Source organism: Fluviicola chungangensis, assembly GCF_007558725.1.
GTDB classification, from domain to species: Bacteria; Bacteroidota; Bacteroidia; order Flavobacteriales_D; family Crocinitomicaceae; genus Fluviicola; species Fluviicola chungangensis.
In genome coordinates this window covers 222,134-242,701 of sequence record NZ_VLPL01000005.1, presented here as the reverse complement: position 1 = coordinate 242,701, position 20,568 = coordinate 222,134, and the positions used below count along the sequence as shown (strand labels likewise).

Below are 20,568 nucleotides of genomic sequence, written 5' to 3'. Positions count from 1 at the left end.
ACTGCAAATGTACATAGAACAAAATTTGTAATTTTGGATTATGAAAATTGCCTTGCTGTTTTTTTTGTTGCCTGTTTTTTGTTATTCCCAGGAAAGTAGAATAGATGACTGGGCCTTTTCTTTAAAAGGCAAATCTGGATTTTTAGCTGCTCACCGCGGCACCATGGGGCATCTTGCCAAAGACCGTCTTTTTGCGGGAGAGCTTTCTTTTGCGAAACGGATGAGATCGAAAGATTGGAGTGAAGAATACCGGAATCCGTATGTGGGGGTAACCTTATACGGCTCAAACCTGGGAAACAAAGAGATTCTCGGATATGGATTCGGGGCGTACGGGTTTATTGAGTTTCCGTGGACAAGGAGTGAAAAGCATGTATTCACTTGCAAGTTGGGAGCCGGATTGGGTGCGGTGACAAAGGTATACGATGTTAACAAGAATCCCAAAAATGTTCCGATGAGTACCTATTTGAATGCGGTTATTTGCTTAGGTCTCCAGGGACGCTGGTATATCAAACCCGAACATGCCTTGCTGTACAGTCTGGATATGACTCATTTCTCTAACGGATCCAGTAAAGTCCCTAATCTGGGTGTGAATATGCCTTTTATTGGTTTGGGATATCAATACACTTTTAAAAAGAAAGAACATACTGACTTTAAATTGATGAAATTCGAACGGGTTCCATTCTTTAAGAGCTGGAATGTTTCCCTGGTTGGAATTGTTTCGGATAAACAAATTTTCCCGACCGGAGGAAGACGTTACCCGGTTTATGCGCTAAGTGGAATGCTTTTCAAACAGTTTAAACCGAAAGTGGGAATGGAGATTGCCCTGGATATTATTTCGAAACAATCCATTACGTATTACAGGGAGTACATTCCGAAAACACAATGGGATATTTTGCAAATAGGAGGGTTTGTAGGGTATAACATTCCACTGGATAAATTCCGCTTTGTGATTGGAATGGGTGCGTATATTAAAGACCGTTACCAGCCGGATGCGATGTTCTATCACCGGGTGGGAATGCGTTATCAGTTTGCGAACGGGTTATTGTTGAACCTGGTGCTTAAATCCCATTGGGCAAAAGCAGATTACGTTGAATACGGTGTTGGATACACCTTTAACTATAAAGGAAGATATCATGCGAAATAGTTTGGTGATTTTATTGGCAGGGTTATTTCTTTTTTCCTGCAAAAAACCGGAGAACAGGACCTGCTTCAAATTATTGGGTTCCGAAACAACAATGGAAATTCCGCTTGCATCGTTTGAGCGACTGGATTTGAGAGAACATGTCGAATATGTGTTGATTCAGGATTCGTTGGATAAAGTGGTTTTAAAAGGAGGAAAAAACTTGTTAAACCTGATTGAGGTGAAATCTGAGTCGGGATTACTGACGATTGAGAATAAGAACCGCTGTGGGTTTTTGCGTAATGCGAAAAAGGTTGTTGTTGCAGAGATCCATTTTACCAGCTTAGTGAACATTCGCTTTATTGGTACGGAACCATTGACAAACCTAGGGACGATCAATACGGATTATTTTACATTTTATAGCCGCGACGGGGCAGGAGATGTGATTTTAAATTTGAATGCGATTGAAATCAATGCCGAAGCGAACCACGGCTGGTGTAACTTTACCCTCACTGGCACTGCTCAAAAAGCACGGATTTGTGCCAAGAGCAATAGTTACTGTGATGTGACCGGTTTGGCAGTTAGTGATTCGCTTTATGTTGCTTCGGAAACAGTGGGGGATATTAAGATCAATGCAAATAACCTGATAATCCACGGATACATTACTGAATCCGGGAATATTTTGTATACAGGAACACCGCTTGGTATTGATGTGCTTTTAAATGGTACAGGTACTGTAAAATCATTTTAAAACAGTAGGGGCGGAAAATTTTCCGCCCCTACTGTTTTTTATCAAAGTTATTTTCCTCTTTTCAATTGCATCAACACCTTAAAGGCTTTGTCTACATGATCTTGTTTCACAATGATCGTGAACTCGTTTGCTGTTGAAACGATCTCTACAATGTTCAATCCTTCCCAGGCCAAATGTTTTAAGATATAATAATAAATACCATACACTTCAGAATTTACTGCCGGAAGCTTTACGGTGATCGAAGCCAAATCTCTTGTGTGAGACTTTAAGCGTTCATTGATCAATAAGTTCTCCACCCGTGGCGAGATGCTTTGCGAACAGATTACGGTAGTTTCAGTAACTCCTCTGCAAATCGTATAGAAAATATCGGATTCTGAATTCACTAATTGAACCAGGTCCGCTTGCTTTAAACGCAACGACTCGGTGTTTTCAAAAGTAAAGTCTTCTAAGTTTGAACGAACTAAAAAATCACCCAGTTCCCCGATAATATTCGTGATCTTGATGTTCAGGCGGTGGTAAAGGCCCGGAGACATGCGTTTGATTGCCATGACAATCGCTCCTTCTTTTACTTCTTTTCCTAAGGCTTCTTCAATCTCTGGTTTGATCTTACGCGCTAACGAAGAAATATTGATCAAATCGTCTGTCATTGCTTCACGCAAAAACGGACTTCTTCCGATAATTTCTTCTGTTATTTTTCCAATTGATAACATAATTTGGTTTGAATTAATAGGTGTGCAAATTTAAACGAAAGCAATGGAAAAACAGTGTTAAACTGTTAGATTTTATACAAAATGAACAAACTATTGATTTGAACGAAGAAAACTTAATGTTTGATGAATATTCTATTTCTGTAAGGTTACGAACTGATTAAATCAAGAAACTTTAGTTATAGTTAGTATTATGCGCGCGTATGATTTTTAACAAGATTCATCACATATTCCAACTGTTCTGTTTCACTCATTTCTGAATTGTCAACTACCAAAGCATCTTTTGCCTGGGTAAGCGGACTAATGGCTCTCGTACTGTCAATACGATCGCGGTGTTTCAGATTTTCCAGGATTTCACCCAGGCTGTTTATTTCTCCTTTTGCCTGTAATTCAAGGAACCTTCTTTGTGCGCGGATTTCGGGCTTAGCAGTAATGAAGAGTTTTAGTTCTGCGTGCGGGAAAACGACTGTTCCGATGTCTCTTCCGTCCATCACAACCCCTCCGTTTTTACCCAATTCCTGCTGTTGTTCAACCAGGAATTCACGAACCTCACGGATAGCAGCAACCTCGCTCACGATATTTGCGACTTCCAATTGTCTGATCGCATGCGAAACATCTTCGCCGTTCAGTAATACCGGGCGGTTTCCAAGTTCATCGGCCTCTCCGAATTGAATATGGATTTGCGGAAGGCTGTTTACTACACAAGTCAGATTGATTTTATGCGCTCCTAAAGCGCAGCCGTTTTGGATTGCGTACAATGCAACACAGCGGTACATGGCGCCCGAATCGATAAATGTATAGTTCATTTTCTTTGCCAGTGCTTTTGCCAGTGTACTTTTCCCACAAGAAGAAAAGCCATCAATTGCAATTGTAATGTGTTGCGTTGATTGCATGCTGCGAAGTTAATTTAAAATCAAGTAACCGGCAATTGATTTCAATAAAAAAGGGCTCGTCACTGACGAACCCTTCATATTTTTTAGATGTGATTTCTATTAGAATCTCCATCCTAAACGGAACATACCCATAACGTTGTTAGAGAATCCGCTAATTTTTGTTTCGTTACCTTTGTTTTCAGTAGTTACACCAGCAACTGTGAAAGAATCAGTTCCTTCTTTAGCTGTGTAAGAATTAAATCCTAATCCTAACTCAACTCCTAAGTAGAAGTTCTCAACAAAATAGTAATCAGTACCAGCGATCAAACCAACACCGAAACCAGCAGTTTTGCGCTCATGCTTCTCAGAGTAATCTGCAGCAACCCAAGTAGTACCATCTGTTTGATCACCTTCAGCTGTCATTTTACCCATACCGAAGTTGATATCCAAACCTGCATAAGGAGACAATTTCTCAGTTCCTTTGAAGTGGTACTCACCTCCGATACCGATAGTTGTTGTTCCCATTTTAGATACGTAAGTTCCAGCACCACCAGTGTTGTCTACTTCGTTTTCGTAGAAATTGTCGGTAATCTTGCTAGAGCTGAATCCCAAAGACAAACGAATTGCGATGTTTTCAGTAGCGAAGTAACGGAAACGTAATCCTGGAGCAACGATAGCCGGTTGAGTACCTGCTAATGTTGTAGGATTCAAGTTTGTAGCAGAAGAGTTTCCAAATCCGAATGCAGCTAAACCAGCAACGTTTCCTTCCAATGTCATTGGAGCTCCTTCAGTTGGTTTTTGAGCCATTACAGCAGTTGTTAAAATCATTCCACCTAAAAGTAAACTTAACTTTTTCATGTTATAAATTATTATTGGTTTGGGCAAATCTACGTATTAAAAAGATTCAGGTTACAAAAACATGTTAACAAATTTCGGTGAATAACTTGAATATGAGTTTGATTATAAACTGTAAAACATTGATTTAAAATCAGATATGCTTACTTTTTGGAGAGTAAAAAATTTAAGGTTAGCCCGTGTTGACTACCTGCCGCAGAGTAGATGTACCACCCGTAATCAATGCTAAATCGCTTGAATGCCATTCCGGCTCCAAAACTAAAGCCTGCCAAGCCTCCCCGTCCCACAATGGCCAGTTCTTTTCTTCGCTGATAATCGAATGCTGTGCGGAACTGGAGTTTCTTTCCAATAAGTATTTCGAGTTGTAGCTTACCGTGTCGCGCCAGGTTGTCAAAGAATCCTGATTTTTTCACCTGGATGGTATCACCGGTTAAAGGATCGATGCGGGGTTTTGCATTCGGGTCAACGTAGGAAAGGTCCCATTTCTGCAAATGCTGTGCAACCAAACTGATCCGGAACGGAGCATGTCTTAATTTATGTGAGATTCCCAACTGAACTTCCAGTGGCAAAGGGTTTTTCTCTGCGGTGTATCCTTTCCATTGTACACCCAGGTTCTTGATAACACCTACTATATTTAAGTTTCTGGAAGAATCCCTGTAAAGTCCCGCAATATCCAAACTGGTGCCGAATGCCGTATAGGAGTCTAGTTGAGAATATAAGATGTTTAATGTTGCCCCTACAGACATCCGTTCGTTGAATGCATGTTGCGCACTTGCTCCCAGGATAAAATCTCCCGGAGTGAATGTTCCCAGGTTGGTTCCGTCAATATCCGTGCGCTTCATTTTTCCGTAAGAAGAATATCGGAAATGGACCATTCCCATCGTGCGTTTTATTCGTCGGGCATACGTCAATGCACCGGTATTGACACCGCTCGCCATGATCGATTGATTAAACCCGAAACGTCCATGCATCTGGTAGTTCATAACGGCCGGATTATTCAATCCCAGGTTTAGATCATTGTCATAAATAGTGATTGCATCGCCGCCCAATCCCATCGTTCGTGCATTGTATTGAGCATTTAAGTTCTGGAAGGAATGGATTCCTCCTGTCTGTGCAACTGCAATAGACGAAAGGATATTAAGTAATATGAGCGCCAGTTTATATTTCATACGAGGCAATAACGTTTAAATCTTGTCTTCATTGTTTAGGTTCGATCTTTTTCCGAATTCAATCACCTCCATTTGTTCAATCTTTGTTCCGTTTATCCGGAATCTCAATGCGGTCTGGACCGAATGAAATCCTTTGTTCCCGCAAGCTCCCGGATTTAACCAAAGCAGATTTTTGCTTTTGTCCTGCTGAACCAATAAGACGTGTGAATGCCCGCAGACAAAGATATCGGGTTTTGTCTCAATAATGAAATCGGCGGCATGTTTGCTGTACTTTCCGGGACGGCCGGCTATGTGCGTCATCGAAACAGAAATTCCCTCGACCTGGAAATTCTGGTATTCGGGAAACTCAGACCGGATAACCTGATCGTCAATATTTCCGAAAACAGCACGCAAAGGTTTGAAAGCTTTTAAGCGGTCGGTGACTTCCAGACTTCCGATATCTCCTGCATGCCAGATTTCATCCACATCTTTGAATAATTCAAAAACGCGCTCGGGAAGAAAACCATGTGTATCGGAAAGTAAGCCAATTTTTACCATGAAACGAATAGAATACGTGCAAAACTACACATTTAAAAAATTGAAAAATGAAAACCGGAAATAATTGAAATGGAGAATTGAAAAGGAAACCGCTCTAACGCTTGCTTATATCAAAAGCTTTGCTTTTTCTCCTTTTCAATTTTAAAATTCTCCATTTTCAATTAAGCTTTGACTCCTATCTGCCGAGTTCTTTTTATATTTGTCCGTTAAACAAACAAAAATTGGTAAGCATGGCTACGAAAACAGCTTCAAAACCATCAAAAACAACAAATAAGAGTGCTTTGAAAAGTACGTCTAAGTTTTCAAAGGAGACTTATATTAAATGGTATAAAGACATGCTTTTGATGCGTCGTTTTGAGGAGAAAGCAGGACAATTGTACATTCAGCAGAAGTTTGGTGGATTTTGTCACTTATATATTGGTCAGGAAGCAATCGTTGCCGGAACAGTCAGTGCATCAAAACCTACTGACTCGCATATGACTGCTTATCGCGATCACGCACATCCGATCGGATTGGGAACAGATGTACGTGTATTGATGGCTGAATTATATGGTCGATCAACAGGGTGTTCCAAAGGAAAAGGTGGATCCATGCACTTCTTTGATAAGGAGAAAAACTTCATGGGAGGACACGGGATCGTTGGAGCGCAGATTCCGATGGGAACCGGTGTTGCTTTTGCTGAAAAATACAATGGGACCGATAACGTGGTGTTCGTTTCAATGGGAGACGGAGCAGTTCGCCAGGGAGCGTTGCATGAAACATTCAATATGGCAATGAACTGGAAACTTCCGGTAATCTACATCATTGAAAATAACAATTATGCAATGGGTACCTCTGTTGAACGCACAACGAACGTAACGGATCTGTCTAAGATCGGTGATTCTTATGAAATGCCTTCTAAATCAGTAAACGGAATGTCTCCTGAAGCGGTTCATGAAGCAGTTGAAGAAGCAGTCGCAAGAGCAAGAAGAGGAGACGGCCCAACGTTGTTGGATATCCGCACTTACAGATACAAAGGACACTCCATGTCAGATCCTCAAAAATACCGTACGAAAGAAGAAGTGTCTGAATGGATGGAACAAGACCCGATCGAACATTGCTTGAATGTGATCAAAGAGAACAAATGGCTGACTGCAAAGCAGGTAGAAGAAATCGATGCGTGGGTGAAAAATGAAGTAGAGGAATCGGTGAAATTCGCTGAAGAATCTCCTTATCCGGATGCAGATGATCTGTATGAAGACATCTATCAGGAACCGAATTACCCGTACATTATTGAATATTAATCAGATTATTATAATAGATCGTAGATGGCTGAAATCATTAACATGCCCAAATTGAGTGACACCATGACAGAAGGTGTTGTGGCAGAATGGCACAAGAAAGTTGGAGATACTGTAAAATCAGGTGAATTGTTGGCTGAGATTGAAACAGATAAAGCAACGTTGGAATTCGAATCATTTTTTGATGGTGTCTTATTATATATTGGGGTAGAAAAAGGAAAACCAGCTCCGGTGAATGCGTTATTGGCAATCATCGGTGAAAAAGGAGAAGATATTTCCGGTCTATTGGCTTCATCAGGGAAATCGGATGCGCCTGCTGAGGAAGAGAAAGCGAAGCTTCCGAAGACTGAGGCTTCATCTGGCAAAGATGAAAAGCCGAAGGAAGCTGAAGAGAAAGTTCCTGCAGCAGTTACTTCAGCTCCAAAAACAGCTCCAGCGGTTTCAAATACAGCTTCAAACGGACGTATCCTGGCTTCTCCGTTGGCGAAGAAACTCGCAGAAGAGAAGGGGGTCGATCTGAGTTTTGTCACAGGAACCGGAGAAGGCGGACGTATCACAAAAAGAGATGTAGATCATTATGTTCCTTATGATGCACCGGCAAGACCTGCTGCTTCCGGGGCGGTAATGAGCGAATCGTATACGGATGAACCGGTATCGCAGATGCGCAAAACGATTGCGCGTCGTTTGGGAGAGTCTAAGTTCACGGCTCCTCATTTCTACTTGACTATTTCGTTGGATATGGACAATGCCATTGCAGCTCGCAAAGCAATGAACAGTAACGAGGGAGTAAAAGTTTCATTCAATGATATGGTGATCAAAGCGGTTTCCATGGCCTTACGTAAGCACCCTGCGATCAATTCGTCCTGGTTGGGCGATGTGATCCGCAGAAACAACCATGTACACATTGGAGTTGCTGTGGCTGTTGATGAAGGGTTATTGGTTCCGGTTATTCGCTTTGCAGACAGTAAAGGATTGTCCCAAATCGGGGAGGAAGTCAAAGTATTGGCCCAAAAAGCAAAAGATAAAAAACTGCAACCTGCAGAGTGGGAAGGAAACACGTTTACGGTTTCTAATCTGGGGATGTTCGGAATTGAGCAATTCACAGCGATCATCAATTCTCCGGATAGCTGTATTCTGGCCATCGGTGGAATTTCCCAGGAACCTGTTGTAAAAAACGGACAAGTTGTACCTGGAAATATCATGAAAGTAACGCTTTCCTGTGATCACCGCGTGGTAGATGGAGCAACAGGAGCTGCATTCCTGCAGACCTTTAAACAATACATGGAAAACCCGGTTATGATGCTGGTTTAGAAATTGATAGTTCAACGAAACGGCCGCTCTATTGAGTGGCCGTTTTAATTTTCTGTGTTTTTTTTTAAATAAATAACTCGTATTCAATTTATTATTACATCTTTGTTTATCAAATAAATGAGAATATGAATAAAGGAACGATTAAGTTCTTTAACGAAACGAAAGGTTTTGGTTTTGTTAAAGAAGATGAAACTAACAAAGAATACTTTGTACATGTTTCAGGATTGGTGGACAAAGTAAATGAAAACGACGCTGTTACATTTGACTTGGAAGAAGGAAGAAAAGGATTAATGGCGGTTAACGTGAAGCACGCATAACTATATATAAATTTTTCTTTGAGAACCCCGACTCCGTGCTAACGGAAGTCGGGGTTTTTGTTGGCTCAATGTTGAACCTTTAAACCGGTTGGACAGTTGGATCCTTCAGGAACTTTCTCCGTTGCTTATACGAAAACCGCTTTTCACCCAAAATGATCAAAACCTTCAGTTTCGGAATCTTATTTTTATAGACGGTGGTTTCATCCAATTGAATGAAATATCCGAAAGCTGCAATGCTTTTCTCAGATAGGTGACGGTTTACCTTTTTACGCGAAAACTGGGTTTGGATCAATTGCTGGATTTCTGTATATGTGTAAACTTCTAATGCAATTTCTTTTGGTTCAGGTTCTTCTTTTGTGGAACGGGGTTTGGATTTTCCTTTATACAAGTTAAAACCTCCGTCCGGACCTTTCTTGTTGTAATAAAAGTTTGCCGTCTTTTTCGCCAGCGGAATTTCAAAAGAAATCGTTTCAATCAGTCCGAAGCTGCAATTCGATCCGAAGAAAACCCTGCGGATACGTTTCTCCAAACTTTTTTTACGTTTGGTCTTCTGAGGCATCAGTGTATGGATTCGTTTCACACAAAGTGCCGATAATTGAGTAAGTACCAGACTTTGTTTCAAGGTATCGGCCCGGTTCCGGTTGCCTTTTTTGAGGAGTCCGTTAATCATCAACTCCAATTGAATGGTAGAATCCCGGAAATAGTTGTAGTTACCTGAATAAGTGCCAGTCGACTCAAAATCAAATAAAGAATCTTTTCGCGGCAAATGGTAGCGTGCTTCCTGTATGAATTCACTTTGCGAAAACAGGGAACAGGAAATCAGCATGGAAAAATAAAGCAGCATGGTTCGCATAGTCAAATCGATAAAATAGCTTGGGAAATTTCTGCCGGACTTTTGTCTGTAATATCAATGAGAAAAATATCAGAAACAGTGCTTTCCCCTTTTTGAGGCTTTGAAATACCAATCTTTTTCTCCCCGAGATTAAATACCAGAATGGTGGATTTGAAGCAGCGAATTCCATGAATGGATGCTGTTTCCATATAGAAATTCATCGCCGGGTCAATTGAAATTACGGTTTCCGGGACCTTGTGAGCATTTCCGTTTTGATCTTTCAGTTTGTTCGCCGCAAATATGGAATAGTCTGGCTTATTTCGCTGAAAGAAGTCACAATTAATCAGCCCGAAATTAGTCAGTCCAAAATTCAATTGATTCGGATTAACCAACCAATTATTGCCTGCCTGGGGATTATTGATTCGTGCTGTTTCTATGGTGATCAATCGCTCACGAAGGCTGTTTTCAGCAAGTTTTACCTGCTCTTCCAATGAGTTTTGGTATTTCTGTTCTTCTTTCTTATCGGCAGTTTTTGCCTGTTTTACTCCGGAATGGAATTTCTGTGTATTTCGCTGAATCTGTTTGTTTGAATTTCCTGCCAAAGCAACCGGAAGACTCACCAGGGAATCCCGGTATCTGAAATTCAACCGGTAGTTATCGTGACCAGGATCGGGTTCAATGGTCAACCGGTTGATCAAACGGGGAATAAATTTTTTAGAATCGCGGCTTCTGAATTTTTTGTGATGCCATGCATTGGTTTCCTTCTTCATGACTTTCAGTTGTTTTTTCATCTCCTTACTCACAATCGTATCGATGACCCATTGCTGTTTGGTCATCAACTTCCCCATGGCATTGCTTCGGTTGTGAGTAACAGCCATTCCATTTGGTTGCGCCGGAATAAATTGTGAGAACAAAGAGATTTCTGTTCTGTCCCATCTGGAAAATTTCGGATAAAGTGCAAAAATGCGGTCGTTGTAAACGCGGGGTATCAGATTTTTCAGATCCAGTCGGTTAATGGAATCGATGGCACGCTGGAGTCGGGCATTGGTATTACTTGTGTTTACGGTAGTGGAAATGGTATTCCATTGGGAATTTTGCGCATTGAAAGCATACAATCCACCCGGATTTTGCGGTTGCAGGTTTCCGACGGATGCCTGGATCAGGTTCGCCGGGTTCGGTTGTAAGGTTTCGTTGTTTTCTCCTTTTGCTTCAAATTTCAACATGCCGTTGGAAGCAAATAATTCCTGTTGATTGTTGTCTGTAAATGCCATCGGGATACCTGCCAAAGCCGTTTGTATCGCGTCGTCATAAACCGTGAGCTCCACGTTTACTTTTCCTTTGTACGGTTTTCCTTCAGAATCCAGGAAAGCATTCTCCGGAATGGCAAGTGACACGTTTTTCTCGCTTATCGTGCATGCAACATCCGATTGGATCGTTACGCTCTTTGCAGGGATTTGAATGATCGGTTCGACCTTGTTGGCCAGCATGTTTGCCGTGACTTCTTCTGCATTCCCCGTAATTATCCGGGTAGTTGGTAATTCCTGTTTTAATGTTGCGATGTGTTCTTTTGTGAAACTGGTTTTTGAGACGTCCAGCACCTGTAATTTTTTTAATGGATAAAGTTTCGGGATCTGCGCTTCATCAATGTCGTTCAGAACCAGGACACTTAATGATTTCAGTTTGTCGAGTCCCGGGGCAATGGACGAAGCTGTTAACTCAATTTCAGGGACATTATCAAATTCCGCAGTCGTTTCAGGAGAAAGCCAATTCGGAGAATGGGTGAGGGCCACTTTCCGAATTCCTGTAAAACGCGTGAAATTGATTCCAACAGGTTTTCGGACATCCGAAAGTTCCAATCGCTCCAAATTCATATTGGAAAGCATCTGGATGCTTTTCGATGTTAGTTCGTCACCGTCAATTGCCAGGTTTTTCAGGTGTTTGCTTTCCGCGATGCTTAAGATCAGGTTGTTGGTACTCAATCCGGAATTGTCGGAAATATCCAATTTTTCCAGGGACCAGAGGGCTCCCAGTTCGTTTGCCTGGAGCTTGATTTCATTTTTGGAAACGTTGAGCTCTCTCAAATTCGATAAGTACATCATTTCCACCGGGATGTCTATCAGGTTGTTATCCGAAATGTCCAGACGGGTGAGGTTGTACAGGCTTTGAAGCCCCGACCAGATGAAAGACAATTGATTGCTGCTTAAGTTCAAATGTTCCAGGTTGGGAAATGCCTTCCCGATGGAACCTATTTTCCAGGGATTGTAGGAAGCATGTGCAAGATTAAGCTCTTTCAAAGAAGGGATGGAAACACCTTCTGAAACTTCCAGGATCGGATTGTAAGATAAATCCAGGATTTCGAGTGCTGTGAATTGATTGAAGTTGGTATCAATAACTGTAAGCGGGGAATTCGTCAAATGAAGTTCCTTTACCTGGCGGGGCGCTTTCTTTGCTTCTTCCAGAGAATAACAAACTTTGGACTGGGCACTAGCGATACTTCCGAAAAGAAAGATTGCGATTGGGGTGATTAACTGCTTCATCTGAGATCGTTTTATTGGGTTAACAAAAACAGATGTGAAAATATTGGATTGGTAAACAGTTTTTTTTGAAGAAAAAAACAAATAGTTGGAACGCTCGAAAATTAAACGATTTTGGGTGAGCAGACTATCTTTTGTAAAATCGGGTTTTCTTAAAGGTTTTTGGAAGGAAATAAGACCAATGATTGCTGTTTCCCGTTTGCATTGGGCCAGAAACCGTATAAAGCTGTCCCGTTCCTGCGTATATATGATGATAAGAACGGGGAATCAAGAATGATGTATGCAGGATCGAGTAACCTCACGGACATATTTGTGGCTGATGGGGAATCCGTTATCAATTCACTTGGGAATTATGCGGAGAACTTGTACACGGAAGGACGTACACCGAACTTCATTCAGTGCGTTTATTGGTTCGATAATGTCTATTTGGCTTACAGCGTTCAAAAAATCGATGCGGACGAAGATGCTTCCAAGAAAGAAAAGAAAAACAGACCAACTGTGTTTGTGGTGAATAAAGTTTCTTACCAGGAGTAGTTTTCATTAACCAATGTGAAATCCGGAAATAAATTATTTGTCAAACACGATTCCAATTCGGAATTAGGTCTTCGGAATTCAATTAAAAAGTATTTAATGCTTTTTAATCGCCTCCCACGTCTGGTACATTTTTTCCTGGCTCGGCCGGTTCGGTTCAACTTCTTCCAGAGGCTCGCAGGGAATCAATGTTTCATAGCATTCTTTTGGCAGAGCCTGGTAAAGAGCAGTTCCTTTGGTTTTCCAGGCTATCATTTCGTCGGAAACTTCTTTGATCACTTTTGCGGGATTTCCAACAACCAGGCTTCTTCTCGGAATCACGGTATTTGCCGGGACAAAACACAGTGCCCCGATGATGCATTCGTCTTCGATTACCACGTCGTCCATGATTACGGCATTCATCCCGATCAGGCAATTTTCACCGATCGTTCCGCCGTGTACAATTGCTCCGTGACCGATGTGTGCCCCTTTTTTCAATAAAACAGTCGTTCCCGGGAACATGTGGATGGTACAATTTTCCTGCACATTGCATCCGTCTTCAATGATGATTTGCCCCCAATCACCCCGGATTGCGGCTCCCGGACCGATATATACGTTTTCGCCGATAATCACATTGCCGGTTACAGCAGCTTGCGGGTGAATAAAACTGGATTTTTTAACAACCGGAACGAATCCGTTGAATGAATATACCGCCATGAATACCTATTTTTGGTAAAAATATGAAATCGAAACGGCAAAATGAGTTATTGTGACTATGTTTTAAGCAAACCAAAAGACGATCACCACCGTATATATCATGATTTTCATTATGGCACGCCAATTGAAGATGACAATGAACTTTTCGGGCGGTTAATCCTGGAGATTAACCAGGCAGGTTTGTCCTGGGACATTATTTTAAAGAAACAAACAAACTTTTCGGAAGCTTTTGACGTTTATAGAATAGATAAGATTGCTAATTATCAGGAGGATAAAGTGAATGAATTGCTTCAGAATCCAGGTATAATCAGGAATAAACTCAAAATAAATGCCGTTATTTATAATGCGAACCAGGTATTGTTAATACAAAAAGAATTTGGTAGCTTTAAGTTTTGGTTAGACAGTCACTTAGGGAAATCAAAAGAAGAATGGGTGAAATTATTTAAAAAGCATTTTAAATTTGTCGGAGGAGAGATCGTAAACGAATTTTTAATGAGTACGGGGTATCTTCCGGGAGCACATCACCCGAATTGTTTTAGGTATAAAGAATTAAATAAACAATCCGCGGCGGCGGATTGATTTGATGGGCCACAGTGGTGGAAATGCACCTCAAATGAAGGCGAACATAAAAATGAGAGTCATGAAAGCAAAAATGTTACTGCCGATAATCCTTGTGATTGTTAGCTTTTCTGCAAAAGCGCAGGTTGGTTTGATGATCGGACCAGGCTTGAATTATGGTTTTGGCTCGGGTCAGTTATTCAAGACATTGAATCTTGGAGTAGAAATTCCACGGGATGAAAGCGCGTCGATTATTATTCGGGCATATGCGAGTTTGAAAAACAGCAAAACAGATTCAACCTATGCCGAAGCAATTGATTTGATGACGAGCCCTTCTGTTATGATGGTGAACGTCAAAAACGGTGTTACCCAATTCGGTATCCAGGGTGGAACGAGAAGATACTTTATCGGTTCTAATTTTGACTATGGTTTTGGGTTATACGGAGGGACCGTATTTGATTTTTCATTTTACAAATTATCCAGTAAAGTCATTGATGCCATTGATGAAAGTGCCTACAGGCTGCAAACTTCAAACAAAGGAAGCGTATTCTTACTGAGTTTCGGTTTGCAGGGAGGTGTGAAGAAACAGTTTGCATTCGGAACCTTATTCACAGATCTTTCCCTGTCATACGCAATTGTTGCGGCCGGTTCTTCTAAACTTTCAGGAGATGCAGGTTCCCAGGTATCAGCATTAAATTTTGGCTGGACGATCGGGTTTAGAAAAGACTTGTTCTTTTAATTGAAAATGTAAAATAGACAAGACTTTTCAGTTGTTCCATTACCAATTTTCAATAGTCAAAAGAACCATCGGAATTTTTTCTGTTTGTTTAGTTGCTTTTCAAAATCGGAAATAAATTCGGAATACTTGCTGTATCGTTTATTCATCCCTTTGAGTAATGCGGTTTTCAATTCTTCGGGATTCAGTTTATTGGGAGGTACCGTAAATTGGTGTTTTCCGGATAGTTTTTGTAAAACTTCACTGAATACTTTGTACCTGGAATCGAGGTTGGGTAAGGGATACGTGAGCTGCAGATTCGTTGTGATACTTGGATTGGGATCAATTAAAGGCATTTTGCCCTGTAAACATGTCCAACAGCTAACACCAAGGGCGAAATAATCTGTTCGTGCATCCACCAGGTCCAGCCGGTTCATTAATAATTCAGGAGCGGCAAATCCCAAAGGGAAAAGTGTTTTCCGTGTTTCGGGTTCGTTCGGAGTCCAAGCCAGTCCGAAATCAATCAGTGACACTCTGACACCTTTCGAGGAATCTACAATGATGTTTCCGGGCTTGATGTCTAGATGATAGATCTTATTTTGATGGATATGCTCAAGAATTGGTTCCAGTTGTTCCAATACTTCAAACAACTTGCGTGCTTTTTCTTTCGACCGGAACTGTTCCAGGTAATCTGCCAGGGTAATCCCGGCTTGAAACGACTTGAACAGAAAGATCTCCGAATCGCTTTCGAAAAAATCCAATGTTTCAGGCAACCCGTCTATAATAAATGAAAAAGTAGCTTCTTTTCTTAAGCGGTCCTGAACGACTTGGTTGTCTTCCGTTTTTTGAACGGTTTTTAAGATAGATTTGACTCCCGAAACTTTGTTTTCGGTTAAAAATATGTGAGCAAATTTCCGTTTTTTATGCGCGTCTATTTGCTCCAGAATTCTGTATTTCTCCGCAGGATTCATCGCTTTACTTCAATAGTAAACTGCAATGTACCATAAATAGTAATACCATCCGAAGGAAGAATTCCCGGACCAGGATAAGCAGTTGCTCTCCTTGTGTAGTAGGATGAATTCAATAAATTATTTACACCTGCTTCCAGCTGGAAATACTTTCTAAAGGTATAGCGTGCACTTAGGTCCATAACAAAGTAGGCGGGAATTTCTCCGATTACCGCATCTCCGCTTCCTGTTTTCGAATTGGTAGCATCACTGAACTGCGCTGAATTGTATGATCCCTGTATTTGTACCTGCCAGTTTTTGGCACGTATTTTCAAACCACTTTTGAGCATGATCGGGCTGACATATTCTACCTGTTTACCGATGTAGCTTTTTTCCCTCGAGGAAATGTACGTGGCGTGGATATACGAGAAATTTACGAAAATGGAAGAACCAATTTTGGAACTGTCCCTGATTGCTTTGAGGAAATCAAATTCGACAAAACATTCAACGCCTGCATTTAAAGCATTTCCGATGTTTGTCCGGATTTTTCTGGTTGAATTGGGTTCCGGTGCCAATCCAATTTTATCCCCGTAGAATAAGGTGAAGACGGCCAGGTCCGTATAGAAGTATTTACCGATAAACCCTCTCCAACCCAATTCGGTGGTATTTCCATATTCATCCTTAATCAGTGAATCGACCACGATATTGGGATTTGCGACGCGGATATCCGAAAAATTGACTGCCCGGTAATTCTGGCAGAAGTTCAGGTACGCATTTGAATATTTTCCCGTTTTAAAAGATGTTCCGGCTCCGAAAAGGGGAATGGATCTGCTGATGGTGTTTGAACTTTCAATCCTGGAAACACTCAAGGTGTCCAGTGTAAGCGGATGAATCGCATATTGATTGTAATATCCGGCGGCAGAACTTTTAATGTATTCAAAGCGCAAACCTGCATTTACCGTCCAGCGATTGCCGAGGAACCAAATGTTATCCGTAAAGGCTGCGAAATTTTCAGACGGAAAAAGGAAGTCCGAATTTTCCATTTCAGACGGATGATTGAATTTAAAATCCGGACCGTTCCCATCGGTTGCCAGACCCTGAAGATTGCTTGTCTGGCCTCGATAGTAACGTGCTCCGACAAGGAAAGCACTTTCGTGTTTCTGTTTCGCAGTTAATTTATAACGCTGTAAAACGCGTGCTTCTATGCCCGTGTTTTTGAAATCACCGGCTATCATATCCCGTTTTCCTCCCGGATCTGCAGTGCTGATCTTTCCGAGATAACCTAGCGAATACCTGTCGGATAGCATTCCGAAAGCACGAATGTTTAAAAGGGTCTTTTTGGAAAGTCTTGAATCAAAATGAAGTGCGAGGATGTTCCAGTCTACTTTGAACCAATTCCGGTCGCGTACGCTTTGTCTGGGGTTTTCTTCGAATTGTTTGTCTGTTAATCCGCCGGGTTGCTTGGCCAGGTAGCTCATGCGGGTATATTCCAACCGGATTTGATTCCGTTCATTGAGATGGTAACCGAATTGGACAAAACCCTGTTGTTGGTTGAAATTCGAGTTGGGTCTGTATCCGTTTCCTGTTTTTAACTGGTAATATGCCTGGTATTCAAAGCGACCGGCAGTTCCCGAAATCCGGTTGAAGGTCCCGAAATAGCCATAGTTTCCAACAGTATTCCTGGATGTGAACTGGAACGGACTGTTCTGAACCGGATCTTTGATGATGAAGTTCATCAATCCGCCGAATTGGGTTCCGTATTGTAAACTTGCTGACCCGCGAATGATTTCAATTGCCCGAAGAGCTTCCAGTGGCGGAGTGTAATAACTTTCCGGGTATCCGAGCGCATCAGCTGAAATGTCGTACCCGTTTTGCCGGGTATTGAAATTCGCAGCCCTGTTCGGACTCAATCCTCTTCCGCCAACACCCATTTGGATGCCCGCACCATCACTTTCCCAAATATTTAATCCGGGAACTTTGGCGAACAATTCCCGTGGATTTGCACTTGATTTGGCACCTCCCTGTCGTTCTGTTTCGATCAGTGTATTGGTTCCAGTCGCAATTTGAACACCTTTGATCGGGGGAATGAACCCAATATCGAAATAATGCAGGCGATTGCTGCGGATTTCTACTTCTTCCATCGATTGGGATGTTTGGACCCGGATAATTGGTTGGGGTGCAACGACTCCGTTCAGGATATACACCAGCGTATCAATCTCATTTCCATAAATGATCAAAGGACCTTTATTACATGGAATTTGGAATTTTCCCAGTTCGTCCGTCAGGGTCTTTTTATCGCCGCATTGAACGATGATTCCGAATTGAGGACTGTTGGTCTGATCGATAATTGTTCCTTCGAAGTTTTGAGACCAGGAAAGGGAAACAAGAACAGAAAACAGAATAGAAAGACTTAATTTTCGAGAGGTAAAATCCATTTTCTATGTTTCAAATTGTATTCTTCTTGCATTAAATCTGTTTCCCGGCTTACAAAATGCTGGTTAGGTCTTCCGTTTAAAGTGACATAGACATCCGCGGTTACCCGTGGGCGCGACAAATGTACGCTTTTGCTGCCGAAATGGAGCGTAGTGTCCCGGTACTTTTTCCCGAGGAAGTGAGCAAACTGCAGGATCATATCCGGTTGGCGGGACATTTGATCAATCTGTTGCGGACTTAAATAATCCGAATTGGTGATTTCGATTGATTTTCTGCTGATGCGGTCTTCTACATAAAAAGTGGCGTATCCTTTTTTCTCCATCAGCATCACCCTCCAGGAGAAGCGAAATCCTTCTTCATGCCAGAACAGGTTGTCCGGATAAAGCAAGTAACGAAAAGGGATCAGGATTTGAATGATCAGGAAAAAGGAAATACAGCCAATCACGATCCGTGATGTTGAATGTCTTCCCGGCTGGGTGTTATCGGTCCAACGAACCCATTTTTTGAGTACGTTCAGCCATTTGTTGTGAAAACTTGCCGGAAAGAAAATAAGTGTGCTGAAAATCATCACCCATGGAAAAACCCCGATGGGAAATAAGAGCCAGGTTAAGATATGGAAAACAACGACGAAAACATAAGCCAGGTTTCGCGTTTTGGAATTAGAAAGGAAAAAAGGGATCGTGAGATCGTAAAAGCAGGAAAACCAGGAAAAAACGAAGGCAACCCAGGAACTTGCCAGCAAGTCGCCTACAAGCGGAAGATCTCTGAATGCCTGCAGCCACATGCGAAGTGGTTGTGCTTCGAGCAACCAATCGGAATTCACTTTAGCAATCCCGGCAAAACAATACACAATGCCCAACTGAAATTGGAGCAGGAAGACGGGCCAGTTCGGAATGGTATTTCTCCGGATGGACGGATGCCGTTTTGCGTCCAGGCTGAATTGTGCCTGTGCCGGAAGCCAGATCAGGATAAATGACACCAGGCTTACGAAATAATAATGATTGAGGTAATAACTTTTATCCAGTAATTCGACATAAGTAAACGCCAGGAAGAATAAGGAAGTTGAAATGCGGTAAAATGCTCCGAGAATAATACCCAAACTGGCAATGACCATGACTATAAAAGGCAAGTACATCCAATAGCCGGGAAGTGGTTTTACCCAGTCGAAGCCCAGGTATGAAAAATGAAATGGAGGATCAATGTACAATTGCTTTACCCATCCGTTGGAAAGAAAGCGCAGCGTACTGAATAAGAACAAAGAACCGATAACGATCCGAAAAGCGATCAGGGGAGTAATGGAAACTTCCCTGAACAGAAACCCGGCCCATCGTTCCTTAATCCCCATCTGTATCCTGATAAGTAATCAAGACGCCAAAAGCCGAAGCCATATCCGTTTTCATATTGATAACGGAACTTTGCTGATAAGCATAGAAGTTTTCCAGTGTACCGGGAGAAGAAGTCATCAATTCTTCCAGGGTTTCTGTCCATGATTGTGGCGTCAGGTACATATAATCAAAACGGGCCGCGATCGTAGTTGAAAGACTTGCTTTATCTTCCAGTGCATTTAAATAATCGTCAAAACCGATTCCGTTTGTATTCCCGGACAGGTCCAAACCGTAGAAAATGGCACGGGAAGCTTTGATGTTCTCGATCAGGAGAATTCTTCCGATTCCGGAGCGACGGGCTTCCAGGTAGTTCGGTTGCTGTATTCCCAGCGTATGATTTCCGATCGGGAACCCAATCTTGGTGGTCTTGCACAATTCGAAATCCTTACAGAAATTGTTTACCAGTAAGGCAAAGGGACTTGTTGATTCATTGCTTGTTCCATTCACAAAGGTACTTCTGTAAGCACCCCAACCGTTCACGACTGCTGTAATTTCCGATTTCATTTTGGAAACAATATCGGAAACATAGGTACATGCGCTGGCTGTTGTCTGAAATCGGGTGAGCGCATCGGGTCTGTAGAATAAAAAGTCCAATGCATCCAATCCCGAAGCATCTAAATTTTGTGACGCATTCAGATCATATCCGCCAGTTTGAATATTGCTGTTAATTTGAGTGGTATCGCAGGGAAACGTTCCGAATGTGAATGCAATATTTGCGGTCATTGCCGGCCCGAAATCGAACGCTTTTACGTGCTGAAACGCAATATTGGAATTGATCCATGCCTGTTTCGCGACATCTAATTTTGCTTGAGTTTTGTCTCCAAGGAAATCGTTCCAGGCGGTTTCCAATGCAGTAACCTTTGTTTTTAAGTCCGCATATCCCGGAATGATGTAATTATCTGCCATGTTGACCATGATCGGTCCTTTGTCAAATGCAATATTTTCGTCCTTTTTCTTTTTACAGGCAGTAATTAGAAGAACGGCACATAAAGGAATTGTCCACTTAATTAACTTCATG

Annotated in this window: 20 protein-coding genes; 8 read left to right on the top strand and 12 right to left on the bottom strand. The window is 41.8% G+C overall.

The annotated features are described in order from the left end of the window. The first annotated feature begins 40 nt into the window (after positions 1-40). Together FO442_RS11865 and FO442_RS11860 are read left to right on the top strand one after the other, a co-directional pair. Positions 41-1,144, top strand: a complete 1,104-nt coding sequence (locus tag FO442_RS11865) for an acyloxyacyl hydrolase (protein WP_144333409.1) — start codon at positions 41-43, stop codon at positions 1,142-1,144. Beyond that, complete coding sequence (locus FO442_RS11860) at positions 1,134-1,871, top strand: GIN domain-containing protein (protein WP_144333408.1); 738 nt, start codon at positions 1,134-1,136, stop codon at positions 1,869-1,871. The genes FO442_RS11865 and FO442_RS11860 overlap by 11 nt, the downstream gene beginning before the upstream one ends. 47 nt (positions 1,872-1,918) lie before the next feature. Here the strand turns inward: FO442_RS11860 and FO442_RS11855 are convergent, their stop codons facing one another. From FO442_RS11855 to FO442_RS11835, 5 genes are all read right to left on the bottom strand, one after another. Then, complete coding sequence (locus FO442_RS11855; RefSeq protein ID WP_013687505.1) at positions 1,919-2,581, bottom strand: hypothetical protein; 663 nt, start codon at positions 2,579-2,581, stop codon at positions 1,919-1,921. Positions 2,582-2,769: 188 nt separating this feature from the next. Beyond that, positions 2,770-3,471 carry a (d)CMP kinase gene (gene cmk, locus FO442_RS11850; protein WP_144333407.1) on the bottom strand — a complete coding sequence of 234 codons (702 nt, stop codon included), beginning with the start codon at positions 3,469-3,471 and terminating at the stop codon, positions 2,770-2,772. A gap of 99 nt (positions 3,472-3,570) precedes the next feature. Continuing rightward, on the bottom strand, positions 3,571-4,308 hold the full coding sequence (locus FO442_RS11845) for an outer membrane beta-barrel protein (protein ID WP_144333406.1): 738 nt from the start codon (positions 4,306-4,308) through the stop codon (positions 3,571-3,573). Positions 4,309-4,448: 140 nt separating this feature from the next. Next, positions 4,449-5,474 (bottom strand): type IX secretion system protein PorQ, encoded by a 1,026-nt coding sequence (gene porQ / locus FO442_RS11840; protein WP_144333405.1) that lies wholly within the window; start codon positions 5,472-5,474, stop codon positions 4,449-4,451. A gap of 15 nt (positions 5,475-5,489) precedes the next feature. After that, entirely contained in the window at positions 5,490-6,011 is a 522-nt protein-coding gene (locus tag FO442_RS11835; protein WP_144333404.1) for a metallophosphoesterase family protein, read from the bottom strand. Between the two features lie 230 nt (positions 6,012-6,241). On the opposite strand from FO442_RS11835, the gene pdhA reads away from it, so the two are divergent. The 3 genes from pdhA to FO442_RS11820 all read left to right on the top strand — a co-directional run bounded on the left by pdhA (position 6,242) and on the right by FO442_RS11820 (position 8,919). Then, positions 6,242-7,294 carry a pyruvate dehydrogenase (acetyl-transferring) E1 component subunit alpha gene (gene pdhA / locus FO442_RS11830; protein ID WP_144333403.1) on the top strand — a complete coding sequence of 351 codons (1,053 nt, stop codon included), beginning with the start codon at positions 6,242-6,244 and terminating at the stop codon, positions 7,292-7,294. Between the two features lie 24 nt (positions 7,295-7,318). Continuing rightward, complete coding sequence (locus tag FO442_RS11825) at positions 7,319-8,602, top strand: pyruvate dehydrogenase complex dihydrolipoamide acetyltransferase (RefSeq protein ID WP_144333402.1); 1,284 nt, start codon at positions 7,319-7,321, stop codon at positions 8,600-8,602. A gap of 125 nt (positions 8,603-8,727) precedes the next feature. Then, complete coding sequence (locus tag FO442_RS11820; RefSeq protein WP_013687512.1) at positions 8,728-8,919, top strand: cold-shock protein; 192 nt, start codon at positions 8,728-8,730, stop codon at positions 8,917-8,919. 79 nt (positions 8,920-8,998) lie between these two features. Here FO442_RS11820 and FO442_RS11815 read toward each other — a convergent pair whose 3' ends face one another. Continuing rightward, positions 8,999-9,763: a hypothetical protein gene (locus FO442_RS11815; protein WP_144333401.1), complete on the bottom strand. Its 765-nt coding sequence runs from the start codon at positions 9,761-9,763 to the stop codon at positions 8,999-9,001. Between the two features lie 11 nt (positions 9,764-9,774). Then, complete coding sequence (locus FO442_RS11810; protein WP_144333400.1) at positions 9,775-12,288, bottom strand: leucine-rich repeat domain-containing protein; 2,514 nt, start codon at positions 12,286-12,288, stop codon at positions 9,775-9,777. A 159-nt stretch (positions 12,289-12,447) separates the two neighbouring features. Between FO442_RS11810 and FO442_RS11805 the strand changes: the two genes are divergently transcribed. Beyond that, positions 12,448-12,819, top strand: coding sequence for a hypothetical protein (locus tag FO442_RS11805; protein WP_144333399.1), 372 nt, complete (start codon positions 12,448-12,450; stop codon positions 12,817-12,819). Between the two features lie 93 nt (positions 12,820-12,912). On the opposite strand, the gene FO442_RS11800 is transcribed toward FO442_RS11805, so the two are convergent. After that, complete coding sequence (locus tag FO442_RS11800) at positions 12,913-13,512, bottom strand: acyltransferase (protein WP_144333398.1); 600 nt, start codon at positions 13,510-13,512, stop codon at positions 12,913-12,915. Positions 13,513-13,554: 42 nt separating this feature from the next. On the opposite strand from FO442_RS11800, the gene FO442_RS11795 reads away from it, so the two are divergent. Together FO442_RS11795 and FO442_RS11790 are read left to right on the top strand one after the other, a co-directional pair. Further along, positions 13,555-14,091: a DNA-3-methyladenine glycosylase I gene (locus FO442_RS11795; RefSeq protein WP_144333397.1), complete on the top strand. Its 537-nt coding sequence runs from the start codon at positions 13,555-13,557 to the stop codon at positions 14,089-14,091. A gap of 61 nt (positions 14,092-14,152) precedes the next feature. Continuing rightward, positions 14,153-14,809 (top strand): hypothetical protein, encoded by a 657-nt coding sequence (locus tag FO442_RS11790; protein ID WP_144333396.1) that lies wholly within the window; start codon positions 14,153-14,155, stop codon positions 14,807-14,809. Between the two features lie 56 nt (positions 14,810-14,865). Here FO442_RS11790 and FO442_RS11785 read toward each other — a convergent pair whose 3' ends face one another. Genes FO442_RS11785 through FO442_RS11770 form a run of 4 tightly spaced genes read right to left on the bottom strand, consistent with a single transcriptional unit; the run spans position 14,866 to position 20,567 of the window. Next, the gene (locus FO442_RS11785) at positions 14,866-15,756 is read right to left on the bottom strand and encodes a serine/threonine protein kinase (RefSeq protein ID WP_144333395.1); all 891 of its coding nucleotides are present in this window, start codon (positions 15,754-15,756) and stop codon (positions 14,866-14,868) included. After that, complete coding sequence (locus FO442_RS11780) at positions 15,753-18,167, bottom strand: TonB-dependent receptor family protein (RefSeq protein ID WP_144333394.1); 2,415 nt, start codon at positions 18,165-18,167, stop codon at positions 15,753-15,755. Before FO442_RS11780 ends, FO442_RS11785 begins: the two co-directional genes overlap by 4 nt. Beyond that, entirely contained in the window at positions 18,143-19,510 is a 1,368-nt protein-coding gene (locus tag FO442_RS11775; RefSeq protein ID WP_144333393.1) for an HTTM domain-containing protein, read from the bottom strand. Before FO442_RS11775 ends, FO442_RS11780 begins: the two co-directional genes overlap by 25 nt. Beyond that, positions 19,500-20,567, bottom strand: a complete 1,068-nt coding sequence (locus tag FO442_RS11770; RefSeq protein WP_144333392.1) for an imelysin family protein — start codon at positions 20,565-20,567, stop codon at positions 19,500-19,502. The genes FO442_RS11775 and FO442_RS11770 overlap by 11 nt, the downstream gene beginning before the upstream one ends. Between the last annotated feature and the right edge of the window lies 1 nt (position 20,568).

What these genes read in the sequence shown, in the direction of transcription:
- FO442_RS11865 (WP_144333409.1), top strand. Translation starts at nt 41, where the DNA reads ATGAAAATTGCCTTGCTGTTTTTTTTGTTGCCTGTTTTTTGTTATTCC.
- FO442_RS11860 (WP_144333408.1), top strand. Translation starts at nt 1,134, where the DNA reads ATGCGAAATAGTTTGGTGATTTTATTGGCAGGGTTATTTCTTTTTTCC.
- FO442_RS11855 (WP_013687505.1), bottom strand. Translation starts at nt 2,581, where the DNA reads ATGTTATCAATTGGAAAAATAACAGAAGAAATTATCGGAAGAAGTCCG.
- cmk (WP_144333407.1), bottom strand. Translation starts at nt 3,471, where the DNA reads ATGCAATCAACGCAACACATTACAATTGCAATTGATGGCTTTTCTTCT.
- FO442_RS11845 (WP_144333406.1), bottom strand. Translation starts at nt 4,308, where the DNA reads ATGAAAAAGTTAAGTTTACTTTTAGGTGGAATGATTTTAACAACTGCT.
- porQ (WP_144333405.1), bottom strand. Translation starts at nt 5,474, where the DNA reads ATGAAATATAAACTGGCGCTCATATTACTTAATATCCTTTCGTCTATT.
- FO442_RS11835 (WP_144333404.1), bottom strand. Translation starts at nt 6,011, where the DNA reads ATGGTAAAAATTGGCTTACTTTCCGATACACATGGTTTTCTTCCCGAG.
- pdhA (WP_144333403.1), top strand. Translation starts at nt 6,242, where the DNA reads ATGGCTACGAAAACAGCTTCAAAACCATCAAAAACAACAAATAAGAGT.
- FO442_RS11825 (WP_144333402.1), top strand. Translation starts at nt 7,319, where the DNA reads ATGGCTGAAATCATTAACATGCCCAAATTGAGTGACACCATGACAGAA.
- FO442_RS11820 (WP_013687512.1), top strand. Translation starts at nt 8,728, where the DNA reads ATGAATAAAGGAACGATTAAGTTCTTTAACGAAACGAAAGGTTTTGGT.
- FO442_RS11815 (WP_144333401.1), bottom strand. Translation starts at nt 9,763, where the DNA reads ATGCTGCTTTATTTTTCCATGCTGATTTCCTGTTCCCTGTTTTCGCAA.
- FO442_RS11810 (WP_144333400.1), bottom strand. Translation starts at nt 12,288, where the DNA reads ATGAAGCAGTTAATCACCCCAATCGCAATCTTTCTTTTCGGAAGTATC.
- FO442_RS11800 (WP_144333398.1), bottom strand. Translation starts at nt 13,512, where the DNA reads ATGGCGGTATATTCATTCAACGGATTCGTTCCGGTTGTTAAAAAATCC.
- FO442_RS11795 (WP_144333397.1), top strand. Translation starts at nt 13,555, where the DNA reads ATGAGTTATTGTGACTATGTTTTAAGCAAACCAAAAGACGATCACCAC.
- FO442_RS11790 (WP_144333396.1), top strand. Translation starts at nt 14,153, where the DNA reads ATGAAAGCAAAAATGTTACTGCCGATAATCCTTGTGATTGTTAGCTTT.
- FO442_RS11785 (WP_144333395.1), bottom strand. Translation starts at nt 15,756, where the DNA reads ATGAATCCTGCGGAGAAATACAGAATTCTGGAGCAAATAGACGCGCAT.
- FO442_RS11780 (WP_144333394.1), bottom strand. Translation starts at nt 18,167, where the DNA reads ATGGATTTTACCTCTCGAAAATTAAGTCTTTCTATTCTGTTTTCTGTT.
- FO442_RS11775 (WP_144333393.1), bottom strand. Translation starts at nt 19,510, where the DNA reads ATGGGGATTAAGGAACGATGGGCCGGGTTTCTGTTCAGGGAAGTTTCC.
- FO442_RS11770 (WP_144333392.1), bottom strand. Translation starts at nt 20,567, where the DNA reads ATGAAGTTAATTAAGTGGACAATTCCTTTATGTGCCGTTCTTCTAATT.